Origin of the sequence: Dyadobacter sp. 32, assembly GCF_902506755.1 — a bacterium.
GTDB lineage: Bacteria > Bacteroidota > Bacteroidia > Cytophagales > Spirosomataceae > Dyadobacter.
This window is the reverse complement of sequence record NZ_LR735258.1, coordinates 3489800-3504701: the sequence shown is the minus strand read 5'-3', so window position 1 is coordinate 3504701 and position 14902 is coordinate 3489800. Positions and strand designations below refer to the sequence as shown.

At 44.7% G+C, this 14902-nt stretch carries 9 protein-coding genes; 6 read left to right on the top strand and 3 right to left on the bottom strand.

All coding sequences use genetic code 11. The features are described 5' to 3' along the window. Positions 1–666 precede the first annotated feature (666 nt). From DYADSP32_RS14210 to DYADSP32_RS14185, 6 genes are all read left to right on the top strand, one after another. Positions 667–4161, top strand: coding sequence for a SusC/RagA family TonB-linked outer membrane protein (locus DYADSP32_RS14210; RefSeq protein ID WP_414617767.1), 3495 nt, complete (start codon positions 667–669; stop codon positions 4159–4161). 21 nt (positions 4162–4182) lie between these two features. After that, positions 4183–5859 (top strand): SusD/RagB family nutrient-binding outer membrane lipoprotein, encoded by a 1677-nt coding sequence (locus DYADSP32_RS14205; protein ID WP_149242116.1) that lies wholly within the window; start codon positions 4183–4185, stop codon positions 5857–5859. Positions 5860–5973: 114 nt separating this feature from the next. Beyond that, complete coding sequence (locus tag DYADSP32_RS14200) at positions 5974–7233, top strand: hypothetical protein (protein ID WP_149242117.1); 1260 nt, start codon at positions 5974–5976, stop codon at positions 7231–7233. A gap of 31 nt (positions 7234–7264) precedes the next feature. After that, a complete protein-coding gene (locus DYADSP32_RS14195) occupies positions 7265–8614 on the top strand; it encodes a PhoPQ-activated protein PqaA family protein (protein WP_149242118.1) in 1350 nt (449 codons plus the stop codon). 564 nt (positions 8615–9178) lie between these two features. Then, positions 9179–10954, top strand: coding sequence for a purple acid phosphatase family protein (locus DYADSP32_RS14190; protein WP_149242119.1), 1776 nt, complete (start codon positions 9179–9181; stop codon positions 10952–10954). Positions 10955–11394: 440 nt separating this feature from the next. Next, positions 11395–12606 carry an IS256 family transposase gene (locus DYADSP32_RS14185; RefSeq protein WP_149240312.1) on the top strand — a complete coding sequence of 404 codons (1212 nt, stop codon included), beginning with the start codon at positions 11395–11397 and terminating at the stop codon, positions 12604–12606. 295 nt (positions 12607–12901) lie between these two features. Here the strand turns inward: DYADSP32_RS14185 and DYADSP32_RS14180 are convergent, their stop codons facing one another. The 3 genes from DYADSP32_RS14180 to DYADSP32_RS14170 form a co-directional block, all read right to left on the bottom strand. Next, a complete protein-coding gene (locus DYADSP32_RS14180) occupies positions 12902–13168 on the bottom strand; it encodes a hypothetical protein (RefSeq protein WP_149242120.1) in 267 nt (88 codons plus the stop codon). 456 nt (positions 13169–13624) lie between these two features. Continuing rightward, entirely contained in the window at positions 13625–14188 is a 564-nt protein-coding gene (locus DYADSP32_RS14175; protein ID WP_414617766.1) for a methyltransferase family protein, read from the bottom strand. 68 nt (positions 14189–14256) lie between these two features. After that, positions 14257–14901, bottom strand: a complete 645-nt coding sequence (locus DYADSP32_RS14170; protein ID WP_149242122.1) for a hypothetical protein — start codon at positions 14899–14901, stop codon at positions 14257–14259. Position 14902: the final 1 nt, after the last annotated feature.

Below are 14902 nucleotides of genomic sequence, written 5' to 3'. Positions count from 1 at the left end.
AAGCTTTAACAGTAGTTTCATACCGTTGTCACTTGTTGGGTGCATTTTTTGCGATTAATGAACCGCAAAATGCTTTTTCAGTAATTGTTTTTTTTTCTCTTCATAGTGAATGGGGTTGTTATTTAATAATGCACGCTTGATTTCAAGGGTTTTTGGAATCGCCATGACTTGGATGAAGTAGATACAAGATCCATGGCAAATAGTACTATCGTATAATTTGTTTTTTTTAAGGAATTACTAAATGATAATCTAGAAAAGCACACGGGGTGTGATGGTTTGCCCAGTTGTCATGTTTGGGGTTTATTTAACAACTGGGGATGAATGGTTTTCGGAATGAACTGGTGTCTTCTGACGGTTCGTGTCATGAGTGAAACGTGAAGGTCTGGGCCAAGGAAAAGTTTGCAGAATTCTACTATTATTATTTTTTTCAAAAAATGAATAGTCTAAATTATTCATACGAAAGTATCATATGTGAAATAGTCTCAATTCTTACCGAATTGTGAATAGGTTAATTTTAACGCATAAAATAGTATGCATACATAACATAACCTTAATCTTGACCCGAATGAGATATTTCTGAGAGCCTTGTATCATTGTGTTTTGCTTAGTAAACCTTAACAATTTAATTATCATGCTACCGGACGTTCACTTTAAAACCCAAATTCTATGAAAAATGATTTTACGCGATTATTCCGGCAGGCGCTGAGCTTGTTGGTGGTATTGATGATTTTGATCCAACCATTTAAGGTGGACGCCGGGCCGGCAACAGCCAAACCTCGCAATACCGCGGACATGAGTAAGGACAGAACCATTACCGGAAAGGTGAGCATGAAAGAGGACGGTTCAGGAATGCCCGGCGTGAATGTAGTGCTAAAGGGAACGCAAAAAGGAAGTACTACCAACACAGCCGGTGAATATTCGATTGATGTAACCGGTGACAATCCTGTTTTGGTTTTCTCCTTTGTAGGCTATGTTGTTCAGGAGATTGTTGTCGGCAACCGGAGTGTGGTGGATGCAGTACTCTCGCCCAGTGAAGAAAACCTCAATGAAGTGGTGGTGACCGCATTAGGAATCAAAAGAGAAGAGCGATCGCTGGGATATTCCATCGGAAGAGTGGATGGTAAGGAATTTAACCGGGTAGCCCAGGAAAACGTGCTGAACGCCATGGGTGGTAAAGTGGCCGGTGTGACCATCAATCAGACGGGCGGAACCGGGTCTTCGGTGAGCATGGTTATCCGGGGTGCAACCTCGCTGAGCAGTGACAATCAGCCGTTATTCGTGATTGACGGTGTACCTGTTGCCAACTCACTGAACAACGTAACCCAGATAGGAAATGACAACCGCGTGGATTATGGTAACGCCATATCCGGTATCAATCCGGATGATATAGCCAGTGTGACGGTACTGAAGGGACCAAGTGCTGCCGCGCTTTATGGTTCTCGTGCAGGTAACGGGGTGGTGCTGATCACCACCAAAACCGGGAAGGGCGTAGAAAAAATGACGGTTAGTGTTACTTCGAATACCGTTTTTGACAAACCTTACCGTTTTTTAAGGTGGCAGACCTCCATGGGGCCGGGTCAGTTCTCGGCTATTCCGGCGGATGTTTCGGGGAATCCACTTACCAACCCGTTGAATTCGATTATTCAGGAAGGTATAGCAGCCGGGTTTGGTGCCATGCTGGACAAAGGCTATAGTGCAGTACAATGGAACAGCCCTGTAGGTGCGGATGGTAAGAAGGTTGCTACCCCGCTGGTGTCACATCCCAACAACATCAAAGATTTTGTACGAACAGGGGTTACTACCACCAATGGGGTATCTGTTGCCAATAGTTCTCAAAATTACGATTACCGCATCTCCTACGCCAACATGAACCACCACGGCATTATCCCGAATTCGGATCTGTTTCGTAATACGCTGAATATCAATTCAAGCATTAAAGTTGCGAAGAAATTCAGGCTGGGTACCAATCTGGACATCAGCAGAAACAATGCAAACAACCGTCCTTCCACGGAACGTGGTACCAACCCTTTGCAATGGGCATACAATGTTTCTCCGCACGTGAATATCAACGACCTGCGCGATTATTGGGTGCCAGGGCAGGAAGGGCTTCAACAAAAAGTAGGATCGTTCGTCTCCGGTAATAACCCTTATTTTCTGGCCTACGAAGTGAACAACGGATTTGTACGTGACCGGATCTACGGCAACATTCGCGGCGACTGGGATATTACCAGCGACCTGACGTTGATGGTACGGTATGGTTTGGATACGTATAATGAGCAACGCAACACGAAAATTGCAAAAAGCTATACGGACGATAAAAACGGTGTATATGGTCTTCAGAACATGAAATCTTTTGAAAGCAATGCCGACTTTCTGGCTACATATAAAAAGAACCTGGGTCACCTGAGTCTTTCTGCATCCGTAGGTGGTAACATCAGAAGGCAGAATGGGAATAGCTCCTATGCAGGATCAAAAGGACAGGCAGGACTTGTGGTGCCGGGTGTATATACCTTGCAGAATATTCTGCCTGCTGGTCTTGACTACTCTAGCAGTAGTTTCAAGAGGGGGATTAACAGCTTGTATGCGATGACCACCCTGGGTTTCAAAGACATTGTTTATCTGGATGTAAGTGCCCGCCAGGACTGGTCCAGTACTTTGCCTAACGCCGATCCCTATTTTTACCCGTCGGCATCGGTGAGTGTTCTGGTGAATGAAATGTTCCGTTTGCCGAATGAAATCAATCTGATCAAACTCCGTGGTGGATATGCACAGGTAGGAAATGATGCTGCGCCATATCAGTTATTGCAGACATTGGGCAATGCAGGCGCCTGGGGTGATGTGCCACGTTTGGCCACATCAGGGAGCCTTTTGAATCCTTTCCTGAAACCAGAAAAAGCCACTTCTTATGAAGGAGGTATTGATATTACGCTTTTCAGAAACAGATTGAATCTTGCTGCAACTGCCTATGTGGTCGACAACGAGAACCAGATTTTTAATACGGCTATGGCCAGTTCGACCGGCTTCACTTCCAAGAACATCAACGCAGGTCTTTTGAGAAGCAGGGGTATAGAATTAACCCTCGGCGGTACGCCTATTCAAACGGCCAATTTTAAGTGGGATATCAGTGCCAACTGGACACGTAACCGCACGAAGGTCATTGAGCTAGCCGATGAAATGCCATTTTTTACCTTCTGGGAAGAAGCAAAAGGCGGCGCATGGACTTATAAAGGGGAGGACGTAGGTGACATTTACGGGCCAACCATCCGTACCGTAAAAGATCCGGCATCTCCTTATTTTGGTTATCCTTTGCTAGAGCGTGACGCAACGTATGGCTGGGCGTTTTACAAAGTAGAAACAGCCGGGCAGGCGAGCAGAAACAAGATCGGGAACTTCAACCCCAAGTTTATTATGGGTATTCAGAACTCGATTTCGTATAAAAATCTTCGCCTGAACTTTACGCTGGACTGGAGAAATGGCGGAAACTTTGTTTCTCAAACCTACCGCTACGGGATGAGCAATGGACAAACTCAACTTGCTCTTGACCGTCTGATAGACGCCGAAGGCCGTTCAGGAAAAGAATTGAGAGACTGGCTGGTTGCCAATGCCGAAACACATATCAAGGTTAGTGGAAATAACTTTCCGCAGGTGGGATACCCAACACCGGACAAGACATCATTTCCCACATTCTTTGGTGCGGTGCTTCCCTATGGTGGTGTAATCATTCCCGGGGTGTATCAGAATGGTGTTGATGACGCTGGAAAACCAGTATATGTGGAGAACCTGGGTGAAACGATTACTCCGGGACCCATATCCCGCGTGAAAACCGGCACGCAGCCAGCGCCTTATGCTGCGGCTAATCCATGGGATTTCATTCAGCCTGCGATGTTTGATGCATCCTATGTAAAGCTAAGGGAAGTTTCTCTTTCATTCGGGTTACCTGTTAAATGGAGCAAATCCCTGAAACTTCAGGATGCAAGTGTAGCGGTGTATAGCCGTAACATCATGTTATGGACTGCTGCCAAAGTGAATATTGACCCGGAAAGCGCCTACCAGGCATCGACAGGTACTCAGGCCGGAACGCAGTTTAAGCAAGGTATAGAGCGTTATAATGTGAATCCATGGGTGATACCCGTGGGTGTGAAGTTGAACGTGACATTTTAGTATCCCTTAAATTTAATTATCATGAAGATCAGAAATATATATAAAATTGGCGTTGTATTCTCGCTGATGTCCGTGTTCTCCTGTACCGAGGATCTGGTAGAAATGAACAAGAACCCGAACGGGGCCGACCCGGGTACAACCAATCCCAACATGGTGTTATCTACTGTGCTTACCGAAACGGCAAGGGCATTTGTGACACTTGGCTACGGTGATATGGCAGGTGTGGTGCAGCATACGCAAAAGGACGGCTGGGCAGGTGGACACAATTCGTATGAATGGGGTGGGAGTAATGACTGGTCGGGCTACTACGGTATTTTAAGGAACAACAAATTTGTATATGACAAGGCGGTTGAACTTAATCAGCCTTTGCAGCAAGGCGTTTCTCTGGTTATGAAAGCCATGGTATTCGGCTTGATCGCAGATCTTTTCGGGGATGCGCCATATACCGATGCACTCAAGGGGGCAACCGCAGGAGCGGAGTACACCTATCCTAAATTTGACTCTCAACAGGTGATTTACGAAGGTGTTCTGGCCGATCTGGAAGAAGCCAATAAACTGCTTTCGGCGACTTCTTTCAACAGCACCATGGGGTCGTCCGACGTGTTCTTTGCCGGGAATGTAACTAAATGGCGGAAGTTTGCCAACTCCTTAGCTTTAAGATATTACATGCGTCTGGCTGAAAAATCGCCGGCGGTAGCAAAAGCGGGCATTGAAAAAATAGTAGCTACACCTGCTACTTATCCCATCATCACCGCATCGGCCGACGACGTGGCCATGTCATTTATTGGTAACAGCAATGCGGATTCATGGCCATCCAATGCCACTTATGATACCGACAGCACCAACTACCGGAGGATCAAAATGGCCAACACTTTTGTGCGGGCACTTCTGGCACGTAATGACCCCCGTATGGGCGTATGGGCCAATAAGGTAGCCATATTCCTGCAGGTACAGCCTGGAGCAAAAGGGGTAGACCGGGTGGCCGATACGATTGTTAACGGAGAAAGAAGAAGGGTAAGGTATTTGTCGCCCGATAAACTAATGCCGGGGACCACGATTGCCGATGTGAATCAGGATCCCAACTATGTAGGCTTACCGCTGAGATTGTCTACGCCTTATGCTTACAATCAAAATGCCGGTGGCGTGCAGTCTTCCCGTAACCCACACGTGTCCTGGGTGAATACCAAGTTTTCCGATGCTAAAAGTGGTATCAAGGCAAGAATCATGTCAGCGGCAGAAGTTCGCTTTATTCTGGCCGAGGCGTCTGCGCATTACAAATGGAATGCCGGTGATGCCAAGGAACATTACAATCAGGGGATATTGGCCTCCTTCACTGCCTGGGGGCTGAATGCAGCAGCAGCAACCGCCTATGCAGCGCAGCCTAGTGTGGCGTTTGATGGTACCCAGAGCCAGATTATTACCCAGAAGTGGATTGCCAGCTGGTCGGTGGCCACCGAGGCTTGGTTTGATTGGAGAAGAACAGGTTATCCGGTTTTGGAAGGGGCCTCAACAGCGGGTGTATTGCCTGTACGTTTTTACTACGAGCTTCGTGAGCGGAACCAAAATTCAGCTAATACAACAGCAGCGGCTGCTAAACTCGAAAAAACAGCGTATTCTCAGTTTGGTGATGCTGGTCTGGAAAATAGCGCATGGTCCAAGCCATGGCTGCTACAGGGAACGGGTAAGCCTTGGAAGTAGGGGCATGTGGCTTTGGGATTGGGGTGAATCCTGTTCAACACAAATAATGACAAATGACCTTAGGGCGGGAAATATTTCCCGCCCTCTTTATACCTCTCAATAGTTTTGACATCAATGAAAAAAGCTCTTGTAACCCTCTTTTATCTTTGTCTACTTTCCGTATGCACCCATGCCCAGACCTTCAAAGCGGGTGCGGCGGTGCGAATCATTACACCCAATCCGCTTTTACCTGTTTCAGGTGGTATTGGAACCCCCAAGAAATCCACTGAGAAAAATGGCGACCTGTTTGTCCGTGCCCTGGTTTTTCAGAAAGGAGATACAAAAGTGGCCATCGTCAATGTTGATAACCTGGGATGGCCCGCTGCTTTGGGCAACAAATCCAGAGCTTTGATCAAAGGCATACGTCCCGAAAATGTATTGATCGGAGCAACACATACCCACAGCGGACCTGACGCATACGGTTTCCCAAATGAAAAAGGGGAATCCTTCGCAGATCTGAAATATCTGGACGACTGTGTGAAAAAAATTGCAGATGCTGTCAACGAAGCCTCTCAGAAGCTTGAGGATGCGTCATTGAAAATTGCGGTTGGCGAAGCAAAAGGTAAAATAGCATATAATTATTATGCAGATCAGCTTTATGATCCGCGCTGTGGGGTGATTCAGGCAATAGCTCCCAAAACCGGAAAAGTGATTGCTACACTGGTTAATTACGCCATACACCCTGAAGTGATCGGATCCGGTCGTGGAATTTTAAGCCCGGATCTGTGCGGTCCTCTTTATGACCGTATCGAGTCAAAAGCCGGTGGTATAGCCATTTTTATGAACGGTGCACAAGGCGGGATGGTGACAGCCGATAACAGGACTGAAGTAAAGGGAGAAGCCAGCGATTACAAGGAATGTGCAAGAATCGGGAATCTGCTCGCTGATGAAGCGTTACGGATTGTGGGTGACGCTCCTGTACAGGAGAACCCGGCGCTGTACTGTACGGCAAGAAAGATCGAGTTTCCGGTTGATTCGGAGATCATGCGGTACATTTTGAAAAAGTCTCCGATCAAAAATGAGATGTCGGGAGAAAACCGGGTGGCATCACAACTTAATTTATTGAATATCGGTACTGCCCAGATATTGACTGTTCCCGGCGAAGCATTACCCAATATTGGCTATTACGTAAAACGTAAGATGAATACGAAACAGCCATTTCTTTTCGGCCTGACCAACGATGCGTTTGGTTACATGCTTACCAAAGTGGATTTTAATAGTTTTAAAAGGTACGAATACGTCAGCCGTACAAGCCTGGGTGAAATGACCGGGGAGATTTATATAGAGCAGGCACTGAAACTGGTGGCCGATTCTCCTGCTGCTGCGTCCAAATAATAGTATTCTCACAACACAAACTTATACCCCCATGTCAAGCGTTTTTTTAAGATTTGTTTTAGGCCTTTTTTTAGTTACTTTCGTTGTTAGTGCTCAGGCACAAATCACCCCGGAGACTGCTTTGGATAGCTATCTCAACAATGGGGACAAATCTTTTAAATGGGAGTTGAAAGAGACCTTTGCGCAAGGTGATCTTACTTATTACAATATTTTGGTGACTTCTCAAAAATGGCGTGAGTTTACCTGGACACATCAGCTCACCGTAATCGTGCCCAAAGAAAACCTGCATGACGACGCGCTTTTATTCATCACCGGAGGTTCCAATAAAAATGAGCTTCCAAACTGGACCAGTAAAAAGGATGAGAAAATGTACGGCTCATTGGGGGCAGTGGCGACCACGAATAAAGCCATCGTTGCGCTGTTGAAACAAACACCCAACCAACCATTTTTTGGCGATCTGACGGAGGATGCTTTGATCTCCTATACCTTGCACAACTTTAAAAAAGACAAAGATTACAGCTGGCCCTTGCTTTTTCCCATGGTAAAAAGTGCTGTTCGTGCCATGGATGTGGTGCAGGAGTTTTCAAAACAAAAGCTAAATCATGAAGTGAATAAGTTTGTCGTTTCGGGCGCATCAAAACGAGGTTGGACCACCTGGCTCACGGGGGCTAGTGACAAACGGGTTGAGGCAATCGCCCCCATGGTGATTGATATTTTGAACATGCCGATCAGTCTGGACTATCAGATCAAGTCCTGGGGTGATTACAGTATTCAGATCGAGGATTATGTGAAGCTGGGTATACCGCAGTCTACAGGATCCAGCGATGGACAGGCCATCACAACCATGATAGATCCCTATTCGTATCGGGCAAAACTTACAATGCCCAAAATGATTTTTATGGGAACCAATGACGAATATTGGGTGGTGGATAATATCAAAAATTACCTGAAAGATATCCCAGGTAATAACATGCTTCACTATGTTCCAAATGCAGGTCATGATCTTGGGGGAGGAAAGCAGGCCATGGAAGCGTTGAGTGCTTTCTTTGGTTCTACTATTACAAAAACGCCTTATGCAGTCTGCAACTGGAAGCAATCTTCGGATAAAAATGGGGTGAAACTAGATATCAAAGCTACCTCCGATGCGCTGGTAGATGTCATCTTGTGGACTGCAGATTCGAAAGATCAGGACCTTAGAAATGACAAATGGACAAGCAAGAGTTTAGGGATCAAAAATAAATCCAAGATTAGAGTCACAGAAACATTTCCTGCAAATGGCTTCCGTGCGTTCTATGTGGATTTGAAATATAAAACGCCTTTGGGTGATACCTATACCAAAAGCACCAGGGTGTTTTTGACGAACAACAAGGCGTTGCTTTAGAGCATGGGGCATGGCGTGCATTGCATGCGGGGATTGTCGATGAAACAGGGAGTAAGACAACGTTTGAATAATGATGCTATATGGCTCATTAATCCGAAAGTATTTTCAAAAACAGCAGATACCAACGGGAGCAATGTTCATAACCCCGGATCCAATCTGGGGTTATTTGTGTAGAACAGGCAGGATAACTTTGTAATGGTTGAATGTGGGTATTGGTTTGTATCTAAGATCCCGAAGGGATCCAATGTCCATAACCCCGGGTTTATCTCTGGGACATTTGTGTATAACAGAAACGAGAGCGCTGGAAGGGTTGAACGTCTATATTCCACCTCTTGATTGTTGAATGTGGGTATTGGTTCGTATCTGTGATTCCGAAGTGACCCAATGTCCATAACCCCGGGTTCAACCCGGGGTTATTTGAGTACAACGGTAATGACAACCCTGGAAGGGTTGAATGTCCGAAACTATTGGCTGGAAAAGCCAATCCCACGTAAATCATCCGTATGAGAATGGTATGATTGATAATTTGAAAAGTATTTATCTGTAGATTCTAAAAATTTGCAAATGAAATTTCTCAAATATTCCCCCTGCGCCCTACTATTCTTATTGATCTTTTTTTCATGTAAGGAAAACAAATCGGCCAATGGAGATGTAAAAAGCGTTGTTGACGATGTAGTGACCAGGCTGTACCAAAAGCTGACAGCAACGGAACTGGATACCATTTCTGAATCCTATATTCGTAATTTCTTGACTCAGGAAGAGAAAGAAGTTCTGGCAACGAAGTTCTGGACCTTTGAAGCCAATGTGCCGGTAACGGTTTCCCTCATGCGGGATACCGCGCAAAAATCTCCTCCCTTCTGGCTGGAAGAAAGTGGTTTCAAAAAGACAACCCTGTTTGCTAAAAATGAACATCAGTACTATGAGGTCTGGCAAAAGACTTTTGACAAAGGACATGTCGGATTGGGAATTAACGGTTTCGACAAGCATCGTCCTGTATACTTTATCAGTGTAGGCGCGACGAATCCTAAGGACGAACTCAAGATTACTAATGTATATCCGGCAACGTACAATTTGTCGACCATGAAAGTGGGTGCTTTTACGTATCACGACTGGGATAGTCTTATACTAACGGAGGTGCCGGAAAGTCTGGTGGGGCAGGTGTTGTTCACAACGGTTCGTGGCAGAGCCCGGGAAGCGCATCTGACCGGCGCGTTCCGCAAAACGCTGACACCTTCCAGCGATAAGCCCGATCAGCTTTTGCTCACGTGGAGCGGAGACCCCAAGTCTACCATGGACGTGCAATGGAGAACTAATATGTCGGTAAAGGATGCCCTGGTGAAATACTGGAAACCGGGTGGGGCAGATACCCTGACTTCAACTGCTTCAGCTTTTAAAATGGAAGATCGCCTGTTGCAGAACGATCGTTATGTACAGCGTTTCACAGCTAACCTGACCAATCTTTCGCCGGGAACGCAATACGATTACAAAGTGGGTAGCAACGAAGGAAAGTGGTCGGATGTGGCCAGCTTCAAAACAGAGCCTGAAAACAAGGATGGCTTTTCATTTATCTGGTTTGGCGATACGCATCATTCAAAAATTTGGGGTGATATGGCCCGGAAAACCTATGAAAGGCATCCGGAGGTTGCTTTTTACCAGATTGCAGGGGACCTGGTGAGTACAGGCTTGCACCGGGACGAATGGGACGATCTCTGGGATATTCCCGGGAAGACGTTCAGCTATAAACCTTTGATGCCGGTACCCGGGAATCACGACAGTCAGGACGGACTGGGTGCCTGGATGTATCAGGAAATGTTTAGTTTCCCCAAAAATGGCCCAAAAGATGTACCGGCAGAAATGACTTACGCGTACAACTATGATGATGCGCTGTTTCTCATGATTGATTGTACGCAGCCCGTTTCTGTGCAAACTGCCTGGATTGAGTCTCAATTGAAGAATTCAAAAGCCAAGTGGAAGTTTGCCATGTTCCACTTTCCCCCCTACAATTTTGTGGAACCTTATGACGATATTATGAAGGCCTGGTGCAGCCTGTTTGATAAATACCATGTGGATATGGTGATGAGTGGGCACATGCATTATTATCTGCGAACCAGACCCATGTATTCAGGAAAAGTAGCAACGGATCCTTTCAAGGGCACGATCTACACCATGTCCATCAGTATTCCCGGCAAACAGGATGAGTGGCCCGCGGAAGACTACGCCGTCGTACGTTACCCGGATGGGCCATTGTATCAGCACATTGCTATCAAAGGAAATACGTTGTCACTCAAATGTTACGATCCTGAGGGCAATGTGAAGGATGAGCTGGTGATTCGGAAGTGATGGTGGTAGGGACTGGAGTTTTGTGGAGGAAGGGCGAAGTATACCATGTTTTCCTCAGGCAAAGTCACGTTGTAAGATGGCTGAAGTTTTTAACTATAACACTGTGATTTTAAGATTTGAGTACTTTCTAATCCTATTGAAATCGGCTTTGTTAAAAGTGTAAATTTCAGTGCAGTGAGTCTCGGCGATAGCTGTGTGAATACAGTCGTTAATATTTTGGAAGCCAATTTGCTTGGCCAATACAATGCCTCGGTTCATTTCAAAAACACTGTAAGCTACAGGCTGATAAGGTAAGAAGCCGGAAAGGATACCCTCTATGTCGCTTGGGTTTTGTTCGAGCTTATGCAAAACATACGCAAGTTCCTGAAGACAAAGTAGCGAAATGAAAAATGAGACTGTAAAATGAACTCTGTCTAAAAGTTTTAACTTTAAGACAGAACATGGAAAAGACAGAATTCGAACAGATGCGCGACAAGGCGCTCGAACAGTTAATGAAAGGACAATCGTTAACTGGTAAAGATGGCGTTTTCGCGCCCTTACTTCAACAATTTTTGGAAAGTGCTCTTGAATCAGAGATGAACACTCACCTCAGTGAGCAAGAACGCGAATCAGGTAACAAACGCAATGGTAAAGGTAGCAAACGCTTAAAAACCATGTCTGGCGAAATCATTCTGACTACGCCAGAGGATCGAAAAAGCAGCTTTTCGCCGCAAATCGTCAAGAAACGCGAAACGGTCCTGGCTGACAATCTGGCTCCTCAAATTATTGGATTATATAGTAAGGGAATGAGTTTTCGGGATATATCCGACCACATCCAGCAGATGTATGATGTTGAGATATCTCATGCCACGCTATCAGAGATCACTGAACGCGTGATTCCTCAGGTCAAAGAATGGCAGAGTAGGCCTTTGGAAAGCCTTTATACCATTGTATGGCTCGATGCTATGCATTATAAGGTTCGAGACGGGGGGCGGGTGGTAACACGAGCTGTATATAATGTTCTAGGAGTAAATCGAGATGGCTATAAAGATCTGATTGGCATGTATGTGTCTGAAAGTGAGGGAGCTAATTTTTGGCTTTCGGTTCTTACTGATTTGAAATCCAGGGGCGTAAAAGATATTTTGATAGCTTGTACGGACAATCTGACCGGCTTTTCTGAGGCAATATTAGCGTCTTTTCCGGAATCAGAGATACAGAGTTGCATCATTCATCAGATCAGAAATTCGTTGAAATATGTAGCTTCCAAGGATCAAAAAGTTTTCATGCAGGACTTAAAAACGGTTTATCAAGCTCCTACAAAAGATAAAGCGGAATTGGAGCTTGATAAACTTAACGATAAGTGGGGCTCCAAGTACCCTGTCGTAATCAAATCCTGGCAGAATAATTGGCACAAACTGTCAACTTATTTTGCTTATGATGAGCAGATTAGGAGGCTTATTTACACGACAAATGCCGTCGAGGGTTTTCATCGGCAAGTCAGAAAAATCACCAAAACAAAAGGAGCTTTTCCTAATGATATGGCATTACTCAAATTGATCTACCTGGCGGTCGAGAATATTAGCCGAAAATGGACGTCGCCTTTGCAAAATTGGGCACTGACAGCTCAACAACTGCATATCAAATTTGGCGACAGAATGCGAATGGACCTTTAATTTTGCTTCCCAATATAAAACGCAAAAATAGCCCGTTATTGAATTTATCAAGGGTATATAAACGGCCTCGTGCCTCAGCCGCCCTTGACAAATCCAATAACAAGCAAAAAAGCATTTGAAATCGAAAAGAAAAATTAAATTTGAATAAACTTAGATGGCCAGACAGAGTTTAAATTACACTCCCTGAAAAATTGATGTTTATCAGTGGCAGTGTGGTAAACTGTTCTGGCCAGCAAATGCTTGGCCTTGTCTTGGGGAATGAGAAGATTAATCAATACATCCGTATCAAAATAAATCATAGATTTACTTCATTAGCGAGAGAAGATAAGTCTAAATCAGGATCCACTTTGATATTTTTAAACTGGTCTATGAAAGGAAGTGACTGAATGTACAGTTCTTTTTGGTCAACTGTTCCAGTCTTTTCAACCTCCTTAATAACAATCTTGACTTCTCTGTCTCCAAACATAGCACGGACAGATTCAATAAAGTTTGCATTCAGGTTGCTGGGTTTTATTTGAAATGTTTGTTGCATGGCCAACTGTGTTTTTTGCAAATTTAACATAGTTATAATCAGTTTCAATCATCTGTACCTAATAGACCTGCAGGAAGCATTTGAATTTACTGCTACCCACTGCCATAGAAGGATTATCATATTTTATCCCTTTCCTTTGAAAAGACTCTGTAACAATACTTCACTGAGTACAACGACAATCATAAAGCCGAAAACGGCCACGTACAGATAGCTTAGCTTTTTGGATTTTCTACGAATAAAGAAACTGAGTTGAAAGAAAATGAACAGTAAGGAAATCAGGGTTATTGAAAGCGTATAAGTGACGTATTGTAATTTTGTGACATGGTAATATAGGTATGCATTTCCGAATAATCCTGCTCTTTCTGTTATAGTAGAATACGCACTCCATAAATACACAGCACCTAGAGTAAAACATATTGGAACAGTAACTAAAGCCATCAACGTGTGGTGAATTTTTAGTTTTTTTGGCATGTTCAACTCAATTATTTACCAAACAAAAGGGATCAATCCCTTCACCTCCTTTTTATAACGAATATAGTGTTCTCCAAACTGCTCAAAAAGAACCTTTTCCTCAATCCTGATACGTATGATGAAGACTGTAACAATGGCGACCGTCACCAAAAGAAGGCTGATCCAGCTGTTGAGTGATATCCCAAAGCCAATGAATGACAGGAGAGATGCAGCATAGGATGGGTGACGGAGATATTGGTAAGGTCCATCGGTTTTCAATTGATGATTTTCACGGATCGTGACATCCACAGTGAATAATTTCCCAAGGGATCTGACGACAAACAGCCTGAGAACAATTCCGGTACAGATGATAACCAGGCCAATATAAGGCAAGGCTGTGTTAACAGCGATCGGGAAATATTCGGTCATCGCGATATAATAGGCTGCGGCGTTGGATATTACGACGGTAAACCAGATCAGGGCCAGCGAGTTTTTGTCGGCATGTTGCTTGTCGGTGCTTTTGGCACGAAGTAGGCGGTTCAGGACAATCTCTGAAAGAAGCCAGATCACATAGGTAATGGGGAAGATGGATGATGGCATTTCTAAGCCGGTTGGTGTTTTGGTCTTGAAGTTAATATTAATAATTGGAGGATAACGGAATGGGAACCTCATTTGGCGGACAGCCCTCGCCGTCGCAACTCCTTTTTAACAATCCTGTATTTCGTTGTACTGGAAATGCCACCCCAAAATAGCGGAATGGAAATTGAACCGCCAAGAAATCCGGCCGTTGTTTGTTTATCTCCTAGTTCACGGTCAAAAAAAACGGAATTGAAGAACCCCGCCACCATGAAGCTGATACCTGTATAGGACGTGGCTATTGCCGCTGGTGTCAGGATGGTGCTTCTTGTTCGGTATCTTTTCCTTAAAAGCACAAGTTGCTCATCCGACATGGTACTTATTTCCTTATGAAATGGCTTCAATGGAATGTGTGTTGTTTTTGGGACATGACGTCTGGTGTTTTTAGTATGGGCAAAGGTTTCAGTATCGCCATTTGCGTATGCTATTTTTGCGATCCTATTTCTGGATAACACGTAAACCTCCGGTATATCTCCATGTTCAAGTTGATAGTAGACTTCTTTGATTCCAACCTCTTGTAATTTAACAAGCAGGGTATCGTTTTTGATGGTAAAAATGGTATCAGTAACAGCATGCTGACTTCTGGCAGGCATGGAATGTAGCAGTATTTGGAACAAAATGATAGGTAACGTCAGGTGCCAGGGCGGTGCTGAAACGACAAGGGATGAATCTCGCATA

Bases quoted from the DNA above. Each gene is read 5' to 3' on its own strand.
- DYADSP32_RS14210 (WP_414617767.1), top strand. From the start codon at position 667: ATGAAAAATGATTTTACGCGATTATTCCGGCAGGCGCTGAGCTTGTTG.
- DYADSP32_RS14205 (WP_149242116.1), top strand. From the start codon at position 4,183: ATGAAGATCAGAAATATATATAAAATTGGCGTTGTATTCTCGCTGATG.
- DYADSP32_RS14200 (WP_149242117.1), top strand. From the start codon at position 5,974: ATGAAAAAAGCTCTTGTAACCCTCTTTTATCTTTGTCTACTTTCCGTA.
- DYADSP32_RS14195 (WP_149242118.1), top strand. From the start codon at position 7,265: ATGTCAAGCGTTTTTTTAAGATTTGTTTTAGGCCTTTTTTTAGTTACT.
- DYADSP32_RS14190 (WP_149242119.1), top strand. From the start codon at position 9,179: ATGAAATTTCTCAAATATTCCCCCTGCGCCCTACTATTCTTATTGATC.
- DYADSP32_RS14185 (WP_149240312.1), top strand. From the start codon at position 11,395: ATGGAAAAGACAGAATTCGAACAGATGCGCGACAAGGCGCTCGAACAG.
- DYADSP32_RS14180 (WP_149242120.1), bottom strand. From the start codon at position 13,168: ATGTTAAATTTGCAAAAAACACAGTTGGCCATGCAACAAACATTTCAA.
- DYADSP32_RS14175 (WP_414617766.1), bottom strand. From the start codon at position 14,188: ATGCCATCATCCATCTTCCCCATTACCTATGTGATCTGGCTTCTTTCA.
- DYADSP32_RS14170 (WP_149242122.1), bottom strand. From the start codon at position 14,901: ATGCGAGATTCATCCCTTGTCGTTTCAGCACCGCCCTGGCACCTGACG.